General features: G+C 74.8%; 7 protein-coding genes and 1 pseudogene. 1 reads left to right on the top strand and 7 read right to left on the bottom strand.

Features of this window, described 5'->3' with window-relative positions; all coding sequences use genetic code 11:
* A pseudogene (locus tag VF665_RS01090) lies at window positions 1–354 on the bottom strand (histone deacetylase); the annotation flags it as partial.
* 195 nt (window positions 355–549) lie between these two features.
* On the opposite strand from VF665_RS01090, the gene VF665_RS01085 reads away from it, so the two are divergent.
* Window positions 550–1,071, top strand: coding sequence for a hypothetical protein (locus tag VF665_RS01085; RefSeq protein ID WP_331051549.1), 522 nt, complete (start codon window positions 550–552; stop codon window positions 1,069–1,071).
* A gap of 75 nt (window positions 1,072–1,146) precedes the next feature.
* Here the strand turns inward: VF665_RS01085 and VF665_RS01080 are convergent, their stop codons facing one another.
* From VF665_RS01080 to VF665_RS01055, 6 genes are all read right to left on the bottom strand, one after another.
* Complete coding sequence (locus VF665_RS01080) at window positions 1,147–1,830, bottom strand: hypothetical protein (RefSeq protein WP_331051548.1); 684 nt, start codon at window positions 1,828–1,830, stop codon at window positions 1,147–1,149.
* A 765-nt stretch (window positions 1,831–2,595) separates the two neighbouring features.
* A complete protein-coding gene (locus VF665_RS01075) occupies window positions 2,596–4,236 on the bottom strand; it encodes a hypothetical protein (RefSeq protein ID WP_331051547.1) in 1,641 nt (546 codons plus the stop codon).
* On the bottom strand, window positions 4,233–5,003 hold the full coding sequence (locus VF665_RS01070; protein ID WP_331051546.1) for a DUF4159 domain-containing protein: 771 nt from the start codon (window positions 5,001–5,003) through the stop codon (window positions 4,233–4,235). Before VF665_RS01070 ends, VF665_RS01075 begins: the two co-directional genes overlap by 4 nt.
* Complete coding sequence (locus VF665_RS01065; RefSeq protein ID WP_331051545.1) at window positions 5,000–7,309, bottom strand: hypothetical protein; 2,310 nt, start codon at window positions 7,307–7,309, stop codon at window positions 5,000–5,002. Before VF665_RS01065 ends, VF665_RS01070 begins: the two co-directional genes overlap by 4 nt.
* The gene (locus tag VF665_RS01060) at window positions 7,306–8,691 is read right to left on the bottom strand and encodes a BatA domain-containing protein (protein ID WP_331051544.1); all 1,386 of its coding nucleotides are present in this window, start codon (window positions 8,689–8,691) and stop codon (window positions 7,306–7,308) included. Before VF665_RS01060 ends, VF665_RS01065 begins: the two co-directional genes overlap by 4 nt.
* A gap of 4 nt (window positions 8,692–8,695) precedes the next feature.
* Window positions 8,696–9,592: a DUF58 domain-containing protein gene (locus VF665_RS01055; protein ID WP_331051543.1), complete on the bottom strand. Its 897-nt coding sequence runs from the start codon at window positions 9,590–9,592 to the stop codon at window positions 8,696–8,698.
* Window positions 9,593–10,212: the final 620 nt, after the last annotated feature.

Genomic DNA, 10,212 nt, shown 5'->3' with positions numbered 1-10,212 from the left:
CTCGCCGTCGAGGACGGCGTGAACGGCGGTGAGCGCGCACCCCGCAGCGGCGCTGGCCGAGTCCCACGAGGCACCGCTCACGGGAACGCCGTCCATCTCCAGAGTGCGGCCCTGCGCGTGCGCCTCGCCGCTCGCCGCGCGCAGGCGGTCCAGGTACGCGGGGGTGTGCACCAGGAGCAGATCTTTTTCCGACGCAGGTGTGCCCTCCAACTGCAGCACGGGGCCCCACAGCGCCACCATGTCGCGCTGCACCGCCCTCACCACCGCCGGGAGCCGCCCCTGGTGGTCCGGGTGGTTCCACCCCGTGTCGTGCAGGGAGCAGTCTTCGTGGCTCACGAACGCCGTTGTCTTCACGCCATCTCCAGGGTCAGAGGACACGCGCGGCAATATGCCGGGGCGGACGCGCCGGGGCGAGGTGCGGGCGTTCGAGTCGCGGGAGGGGTGAGTGCATGCGCGCATCAGGGACAACACGGACCCTTTCCCGCCGCACCCGTGCGGGTCAACAACTTGCGTAGCCAGCGCCGCCTGACCATCACCCGGAGGAGGACGATGCAAGAGGAACGCGACAACATCGGCGGCGGCGACGGACAGGGCTTCGGGGGCGGGCACAAGGGCGCGGCTCCGCAGGGCGGCGGCGACCTGGGCGGAAGCGCGTCCGGCGTGGGCGGCGGTGATCTGGGCGGCTTTGGCGGCGGGGCCGGCGGGCGTGACCTGGGCGGCGCACCGGCCACGGACGGCGCGGACCGCGCGGGTGACGGCGACGTGGCCGGGGACCTGGGCGCGCCCGGTCGCGGCCGCGACACCGGAGCCGCGCACCACCGCCACACGCAGGGCGCCGCCGGCCACGCCAGCGCGTCGGAGACGGACGGCAACTCGGGAAGCGGGCTGCAGGACGGTCCCGATGGCGATGCCGGCCTCGCCAGCAACGACATCGGCGGAGGCGGCACCAGCGGGCTGGGCGACCCGGACGTGTTTCCGCGCTTCCTGGGATCGGATGCGGGGACGGGTACGGACGCGGGCGGCGGAACGGCCACGGGCGGCACCATCGGCGACAGCAACGACCGCCGCTGACCGGCGCTGACCGAAAACGAACGGGGCTGCATCCACCTGGATGCAGCCCCGTTCTTCATCTCCCCCGCTTCGCCCTCAACCGCAGAGCGCGCGGACGGCGGCCTGCGGGTCCACCGGCACCGGTGCGGCCGCGGGCGGCGGCGCGGTGGCGGAATCCGGCGCCGCGGTGGCGGGCTCCGGTGCGACGGAATCAGCCGAGACACCCAGCAGGCGGCGGCCACCCGCGGCGGGACGCGGACGGGGGCGGGGCGCGGCGGCGGTCACGGCGGCGCGGCGGGCCATCTCCGCCTCGTAGCCGGGACCGGTGTAGCGGATCTCCGCGCCGCGCGCACCATCGCCGCGCGGACGGCGCAGGCGCACTTCCAGCACCGTGCCGTCCAGCGCCCACACGGCGTGGTCTGGACGGCGGCAGTACGGAGGGCCATGGATGCGCTCGGCGGTCGCAAGTGCCTGCGCGAACAGGTCACGCGCGCTCACAACCGCGTTCTCCGCATGAAAGTACAGCAGCCCCACCAGCATGTCGCGCGACAGAATCGCGACGGCCTGCATGGGCGTCTTGCTGGACACCGCGTAGATCTCGCGCCCGGCGCGCGTGGTGACGATGCGCAGGTCGTCGCCGGCCGTCAGCTGCGTCGAGGCCTCCGCGCCGGTGATGCCCCACGGCAGCACGCGGGGCAGCGCCTCCTGCGCGCGCGCGGCGGTTGCGCTCAGGAGCGGGATGAGAACGAGCGCGGCGAGCCGCGCAGTACGGTTGATCATGCGGTTGGTGCGGGCGTGGCTGTGTGGATCGGGATGATGGGAATCTTCCACCGTCGTACCCGGATTGCAACCCGCTGATCCGGTAGCAGAGGCAGTTGCAGTGGCATGGGCGGATCGGCGCGCACGCGGAGGGTGTGGCCCTCACCCGGCTCGCTGAAGCTCGCCACCCTCTCCCACGAACAGATGTGGGAGAGGGGGCACACCCCAACTGCGGCCCTCCCCGCGCAAACAGCCGCGCGGAGAGGGGGGAGCAGCAGATCGGCCGATTCCGGACGGTGCCGGTGCGGGCGGAGGAGGCCCCCTCCCCCCAACCCCCTCCGCCCGCTCCGCCCGCTCCGCGGGAGAGGGGGAGCCGTTCGGCGCAGGGGCAGAGGTCGGCGCCGAACTCATGGCCGGAGCCGGACCAGCCTCACGGCTGTATCGTGAGGCTTTCAGCCGTTGTTGCGGCGAGTTCACTCGCTCATCAGCACCGGCCGCCGAGCGGATACATGCCTCCCGCCCCTGCCTTTCCGCCGCGTGCAGGTGAAGTCCCCCCGTCTGTTTGGGGGGACTTTCCGCCGTTGTTGCGGCGACTTCAGTCGCTCAGCCCCTTTCGGCTGCGTCGAATCCTGGAATCCGCGCCGGAGTCTCCGCCCCATCAACCCTCCCCCAGTCCGTTTTGGGGGAGGGTGGGCCGGTGGTGCCGGCCCGGGTGGGGGCCGCACGTGAAGCCTGCGATCCGCCTCGCCCCCGCCCGCCGCCATCCACTCCGATCCACGCCCCCCTTCACGCCGCGCCGCGCAGGCGGCGGATGGCCCATTCGGCGGCGGCGGCCAGGAGCACGGCGCCGAAGAGCAGCGCGGCGAGCGGCAGGCGCGATCCCTCCGACGCGCCGGCGGGGGCGAGGCGCTGGACCACGCCGCGGAGCGAATCCGCCGGGAGCATCCGCCCGCCCGAAGAGCCCGCGATCATCGCCAGGCGCGCCCATCCATCCTCCGCCGCACCCGTGCCCGCGGTGGCGCGAAAGGCGGCGCTGGTGGCGCGGCCCGCGAACGCGACCGTGTACAGCCCCGTGTCTGCCGGAACCATGGCGGCGCGCAGCACCCCGGGGCGCGCGGGGTCCGCCGCCAGGGCCAGCGTGTCCACGTGATTGTCCGGTCCGCGCACCACCAGCGCCGGCACGGCGCCCGCCGCGTCCGGCGCGGCGTAGACGATCAGTTCCCGCCGCGCACCGGCCGGCGCGACCGGCTCCGGAAGCTGGATGGAGAGCGGGTCGCGCGGCGCGGAAGCGAGCCAGTCCACCAGCGCGCGCCAGAACTCCCGGTGCTCCGCCAGCCGGCCGGCCTCCATCCGCCACCGCCACGTCTCCGTCAACGCCAGCGCAGCGGCGCGCCCCCGGCCCAGCGGCCGCAGCGCGAGCACGCCGCCGCCACCCGCCGTGGCGCCCACGGCGGTGCCGGGCCGCACCGCGCCGAACACCGCCGCCGCCGAGCGCACCCGGTCCGCGGGGAGCGCGGCGAGCTCCGGGGGCAGCGTCCACGCCACCGCCGGCCCGTCCACCGCGCGTGACTGCGCATCCGCCGCCAAGCCGAACGCGCCGGCCGCGCCCTGCCCCCCCACCAGCAGCACGCCGCCGCCCCGCGCGGACGCCCACTCCGCCAGCGCGCGCCGTTCCGCTTCCGCCACGGGCGTGGCGTCCAGCACTACGGCGGCGTCGGTGCGGGCCAGGCGGTCCGGGGTCGCGGCGCCCCCACCCGCGGCGACGGACTGGCCGCGGCCCAGGTCGAACCCCGTCTCGACAATCGCGCCGGACTCCTCCAGCGCGCGGACCACGAACTTGCTTTCCCAGTGCGGAAATCCGGCGCGCACCAGCACGCGCGGCGCCCCGGCGCTGTCTACCCACGCGCCTGTCCGCACCGTCCGCCCGCCCGCATCCACGATCCACTCCCGCCACCCCGCGCGCGGCGGACGCACGCGGAACGCGCCCGACGCGCCGCCGGACGCGTCCAGCCGCACGGAAACGCTGTCCAGCATGCCGCTCTCGTCCGCCACGCGGACGCGCACGCTGTCCCCCGGCGCGCCGCGCACACGGAAGCCGACAGCGGCGGCACGGCCGGAGAGGGCACGCGCAGGGGGCTGCACTCCGACCGAAACGGGGGTACGCGGCAGCGCCGCGTAAAGCGGCGCGCGGCGGGAGGCAGCGGCCAGCAGTTCCAGTTCGCGCGCGGTGGGCGCATCCGTGGATGCACGCGCGATGGCGGGAGGCGCGCGGCCCACCAGCAGCGAATCGCTCCGCCCTTCCAGCGCTTTCGCATCCCCCAGCCAGGCGGGCGCCAGGGGGCCGGTACGCGTCCGCCACACGGGAAGCGCCAGCGCCGCGACCAAAAGCGAGAGGACCAGGACGCGCAGCGCGGCGGCGGCCTTCATCGGGTGAGCGCGTACACGACGATGTTCACGCCGAACCGGGTGTTGTCCACCGACTGGAAACGCTTGTTGCGCGCGTGGTAGTTCCACTCCGACGCGTAGTCCTTGTTGCTGTACAGCACCCCCAGCCGCCCGTTCACCTCCACGCCCAGCAGGTTCTCGTGCACCAGCCCGTCGCCCCAGCCGTTCAGCTCGTGGCTGGTGGTGGGAGGGCCGTCCGGGAACAGAAAGAACGAGCGGTACAGCTCGTGGGTGTTGGGAATGGGCCGGAGCGCGTTCGCCCCGAAGATGCGGCGCAGCTCGGCGACCGCCGTCTTGTGAAAGCCGCCGTCCACGTCGTGGCTGTGATCCTCGACGTGCAGCAGCCCGCCGCGCTCCACGTACGCCTTGAGGTTGGCGTTTTCCTGCGGGTTGAAGCGGAGCGGCAGGTGGCCGGTCAGGAACAGGTAGGGAAAGCGGAAGATCTCCGGGCTGCTCAGGTCCACCAGCACGCCCTGCGACGCGACGGGGATGGCCGTGTACTGCGCCACGGAGTGCAGGATGTTCGTCGGCACGAGCGGCGCCGAGTCCCAGTTTCCGCTCTCGTACCTGGCCGTGGCGAAGGTGAACGCCTCCGGCCCGCGTCCGGCGGGCGCGGCTTGGGCCGGGAGCGCCGCCGGCCCACGCGCGGCGGCAACGGAGGGTGCGGAGCGCACGCCCGGCGCGGCGAGCGCCAGTGCAACCAGCGCGGCGGCGAGCGCGGCGCGGCGGACCGAGGCCGCGGTTCTCATCCGCCCCTCCCGATCCGCCGGAAGTACTCCGCCGCGGCGGGATCCGCCGTGGAGGGCAGCGGCCTCGCGCCCGCGCCCGCGGAGGGGGACAGGCGCCCGCGCGCCCGGCGCAGCAGGTCGCGGGCACGCTCCACTCGCCCCGCGCCCGCCTCTCCGGACGCCTGCGAGATCAGCGCGGCGGCCTGCCGGTCCACCCCCGCCTCCAGCGCCCGCGCGGCCAGGGCCGACACCTCCAGCGCGGACTGCCGCGGCGCGCGCCTGCCGATTCCCGCCGCCACGCGGTCAAGCTCCGCCAGCAGCGGGCCCAGGCTGGCCAGCGCGGCGCCGCGCGTCCGCGCCACGGGGCCCACGTCGTCCATCTTCCCCTGCCCGCGTGCCTCGGCCACGTTGATGGGGTCCACCGCGACGTTGCCGCGCGGAAACACGCGTTCCGCGCGCTGCATGGCCTGGATCATCCGCAGCGCCTCGTACTGGTGCGGCAGCGACGAATCCGGCCGGATGAGCTTGAGCTGCCCCTCCGCGCTCCACATCAGATTGTGCAGCGTCAGAAGGCTGCGGTTCACGTCCAGCAGGTCGCCCTCGTCGTGCTTGTGGCTCACCTCGTCGATGGTGCCCTGCCCCGTGGCCTCGGAAGCTGCCTCCAGCGTCGCTTCTTCCGTCGCCGCGGCGGGCGCGGGCTCCGCGCCGTGGCTGTCGCCTGCCGCGTGGCCGCCACCCGCGCCGCCGCCGCTTTCCAGGTAGCCGAAGTCCACGCCCTGCGGCTGCACCCCGGAATCCGCGCCGCGAATGTAGATCTGCTCGCCCACCACCTCGCGCAGCCGCCCCTGCTCGCGCGCGATCTCGTTGCTGCGCGCCTGCACCTCCGCCCGCTGCATCCGCGGCGCGTCGCGCACCAGCCGCTCCGTCATGAGGATGATCATCCGCTGGCTCAGGACGGGGTCCTTGGGCAGCTCCGAGGGGAGCCCCAGGTCCGTGTTCACCTGGTCGAACTCGTCGGGCCGGGCGATGCGGACGATGCGCGTGCGCGACACGCTTTCCCCCGGCCCGGTGACGTCGTTGCGGTCGCGAGCCGTGGCGCGCAGGTGCATCACGTCCCCCGCCTGCAGGCCGAGGGTGGCGAGGTCGATGGAGAAGTCGCCGCTCGCCGTCCTGCCGTTTCGCGCCACGCGCGTGAACTGCCAGTCGCCCTCGGTGAACTCGTACGATTCGCCGCTCCCCCGGCTGCGGGTCCAGTGCAGCCAGAAGGCGCCCACGCCGTAGTCATCCCCGGCGCTGGCGCGAACGGTGAGGCGGCCGCTTGGCTGGGCGAGCACCAGGTCCGCGTCCGGCGCCAGGAGCTGAACGTCCGGCGCCTGGTCCGGCAGCGGGATGAGCGGAACGACGCGCCGGTCGATGGTCTCGCCGCTGGCGACGGCTTCCAGCGTCAGCCCCTTGGCGTCCGCGGGCATCGTGTAGTCCACCACCCACTCCTCCCCCTCGCGGCGCACCGCGACGGGCGCGCCGCCGATAGCCGAGGCGCGGACCGCGTCCCATCGGCCGGGAAAGCGGCTGCGCAGGCGCACGTGGCTCCCCGGCAGCGCGCTCACCGGCTCGTCGCCGCGCCCTTCTTCCACCGCCAGCCCGGCGTACGCGGGGGGCTGCACGCGCCACCGGAACTCGTCGAACATCGGCATGGGCGCGGGCGGCACGGCGGGGAGCGTGTTCGCCCGCACCTCGCGCCACTTGCTCGCGTATGCGTCCGCCGGATGCATCCACCGCGACAGCGCCTCGCGCGCGGCGCCGGGAAAGGCGAGGGCGAACAGCGCCGCGATCCCGATGGACAGGGCGAGGATGGTCGCGGGCGTCCGCAGGTGCAGCGGAGCCACGCCGCGCGGTCCAGCGGCCTGCAGCCTCCGCTCCGTATCCGCCACGAACGCGCGGTGCACGACGCCGTCCGGCACCGTCTCCGCCATGTCGAACGCGGTCAGCAGCCGGTTCTCCAGCGCGGGGATGCGCTCCTCCGCCAGCAGGGCAAAGCGGCGCGGCGGTGGCGGATTCAGGATGCGGTAGAGGGCGTACCCAATCCACCCCGCGCCCATCAGCGGCGGCAGCCAGCGTAGCGTTTCGCGCAGCACGGCGCGCAGGGGGATCAGCAGGTCGATGAGCACCAGCGCGACGGCCGCGGCGGCGAAGAGCGCGGGGCCGATCACAAGGGCGCGCAGCAGCACGGAGCGCCGCCACGCCGCGCGCACGCCGGCGATCAGCCGGTCCGCGGGTGCACGGAGCGGGCGGGAAGTGGATGGCGGTGCGTGCGCGATGGTGCTCATGCGGCGGTCCTGCGGCGGTAGGCGAGCAGCGTTTCCAGCAGCGCGACCAGGAGTGCGGCGGCCAGCAGCCAGCGGCCGAACGCCAATCCGCCCTCCGCGGCGCCCAGGCGGCTGGCGGGGATCACCCCGGGGCCGCTTCCCCGCAGCAGGGAGAGCGCCCCGCTGTCCAGCGGGCGATCCGCCGTCCTCGGTTCGTCCTCGCAGCCCCGCGCAAGGCGGCCCAGCGCGGCGGGGTATTCCGCCTGTAACGGCAGTTCCCCGCCCTCCAGCGCGGTCCCGGCCACGACGACGCAGCCGCGCCCCAGGCGGCGCGAAACGGCCGCGGGACGCCCGTCATCCCACGCGGCGACGATGCGCGCGTCCGTGGCCGGGGTGCCGCCCGCCCGCCCCGCCGCCCCGCCGAGCCGCAGTTCCGGGCCGAACCACATCGTTCCCGCGCCCGGCGCTCCGGCGGAAGGACGCCAGGGAAGACCGTCGACAGCCTCCGCCGCGCGCGCGGAGAAGACAACCGTCGCTCCGGCGCGCGCGCGGTCCATCAGCGGCGGCTGCGCGGCGGCGGGTGCATCCAGCACGACGATGACGTCTTCCGGGAGGGATGACGCGGCGCCGGGCGCCACGGTCCGCGCCGCGTATCCCAGCGCGCCGAGCGCCGCGGCCGCGTATCGCCCGCCGTCCGCCGCGACCACCGCCGCGCGGCGCGAGCGCGCGGAATCCGCCACCGCCGAATCCGCGCCGACGCGGAGCGGCACCATCTCCACCCGCCCCGGCCAGGCAGCGCGGCGGAGCGGAGCCAGCCCCGAGGACCATCCGCTCTGCGGAAAGGCGGAAATCCATCGCACGGAAACCGAGTCCGCGCCGCGCAGGCCGCGGGCGGCGGGTGGAATGGCGCGGAGCGCGGCGGCCAAGTCGGAGCGCGCCGTCGTCGCCCCGCCGCGGGTGAGCGCCGCGAAGAAATCCGCGTTCAGCTGCGCGCGCGGCACGTGGCGGGCCGTGCTGTCGAACAGCACCAGTTCGCCCCGGGGCTCGCCCTCCGGCCCCATCACCGCCTCCGCGGCCGCGGCGACGGCGCGCGGCCACTCGGTGCGTGACGACGCGCCGCGGTCCAGCAGAACCACGGTGCCCGTCCCCGCGCGCGCCGGAATCCATGCCGGGCGCGCGAGCGCGGCGCCCAGCAGAAGGAGCAGCAGCATGCGCAGGATCAGCAGCGGCACGTCCGTGGGACGGCTGACGCGGACCGCGTTGCGCGGATCTGCGGAAAGGAACCGCGCCGTCGGGAGCGCGGCGCGCTGCGGCGGGCGGCGGCGGATGAGGTGCAGGGCGAGCGGCACCAGCATCCCCAGGATGCCGGCGAGCAGAAACCCGGGCGCGGCGAGCGTCAGCACGCCCTCACCCCCGCCGCGCGTTGGCCCACGCCACCAGCGCCTCTTCCACCGGCTGCGCAGTGGTGAGCGGAACGTACTCCACCGCGCGCTCGCGCAGGCGGTTGGCGAGCGCGTCGTAGTAGGCGCCCACGCGGCGGGCGTAGCCGGCGTCCGCGTCCGGCGTGGCGGGGAGTTCGGTGGATGGGTGCTCCGGGTCAAAGAACAGCCCCGCTCCCGGCGCGCGCTCCCCCGATTCCGCCGGCGTCAGCACGCGCATCACCACGACCTCGTCGCCGCGCGCGCGCAAGCGGCCCAGCGCGGTGCTGACCGCCTCGCCGCCATCCTCCTCCAGCAGGTCGGTGATGAGGATGATGCGCCCCCGACGCTGCAGCGCCCCGCCCACCAGGTCCAGCACCGGCGCGGCGGAGCCGGAGCCCGCGGGCTTCATCCGCTCCAGTTGCAGCAGCAGGTCGTGCAGGTGGCCGCGGCGGGAGCGGGGCGCCAGCAGCAGCCGCGGCGCGGCGCCGAAGGTGGCGAGCCCCACCGCGTCGCCGTGGCCGAGCATGACGTGGGCGAGCGCGGCGGCCACATAGGCGGCGTAGCGGTGCTTGCTCACGCCTCCCGGCTCCGCGTAGTCCATGGACGCGGACTCGTCGACGACAAGAAAGCACTGCAGGTTGCTGCGCTCCTCGAACTCGCGGACGTACAGGCGGTCGGTGCGGGCGTACAGCTTCCAGTCCAGGTAGCGGACGTCGTCGCCCTGCTGGTAGTCGCGGTGCTTGGCGAAGTCCTCGCCCACGCCGCGCTGGGGAGAGCGGTGCACGCCGGACTGGAAGCCGCGCACCACGGTGCGCGCGATCAGGTCCAGCCCGCCCAAGCGCTCCAGCAGGTGCGGGGGAAGAAACTCCGCCGTCGCGCTCATCGGCACGCGCGGGGGGAGGAGGGCAGGGAGAACGCGTGCGCCGGGCGGCGGCCGGGGCGGGCGCCGGGCTTCGGGGCTCCTCCCCCGGCCCCTCCCCGTGCAAACCCCGCACGGAAAGGGGAGAAAAGCACACAGTTCGGGCGACGAGCAGACGACGGTGCGCGGCCGCCGCTGTGGCCCTCACCCCGCGTGCTGCGCACGACGACCCTCTCCCACGAACAGATGTGGGAAAGGGAGCACACCCCGGATTGGCGCGGGAGGCGAAGTTCGGCGCGGCGGAGAGAGGCCCCCATCCCCGGCCCTTCCCCCAAAAAACCCTGGATGAAGGGAGACCTCACCGCGAGGGCGGCGTTCGGCACCGAACCACGCCCTCGCGCAGGCGCAGCCTCACAGCCGTACCGTGAGGCTTTCAGCCGTCGTTGCGGCGACTTCAGTCGCTCAGCCGCCCGACGACCGCGACCATCCGTGCTGCCCCACGCGGAACCCTTAGCCCCGACAACCCTCCCCCAGTCTGTTTTGGGGGAGGGTGGGCGAATAATGCGAGCCCGGGTGGGGGCCGCCGTGAGGCCCGCACCGGGCACTTGAACCTGGGCACTGGGCACTGCCGTCCCCGCACTCAC

Source organism: Longimicrobium sp. (assembly GCF_036387355.1).
In the GTDB taxonomy this organism is placed as follows: domain Bacteria; phylum Gemmatimonadota; class Gemmatimonadetes; order Longimicrobiales; family Longimicrobiaceae; genus Longimicrobium.
Note: the sequence above shows the minus strand (reverse complement) of the source record. Positions and strands in the feature narration are given on the sequence as shown.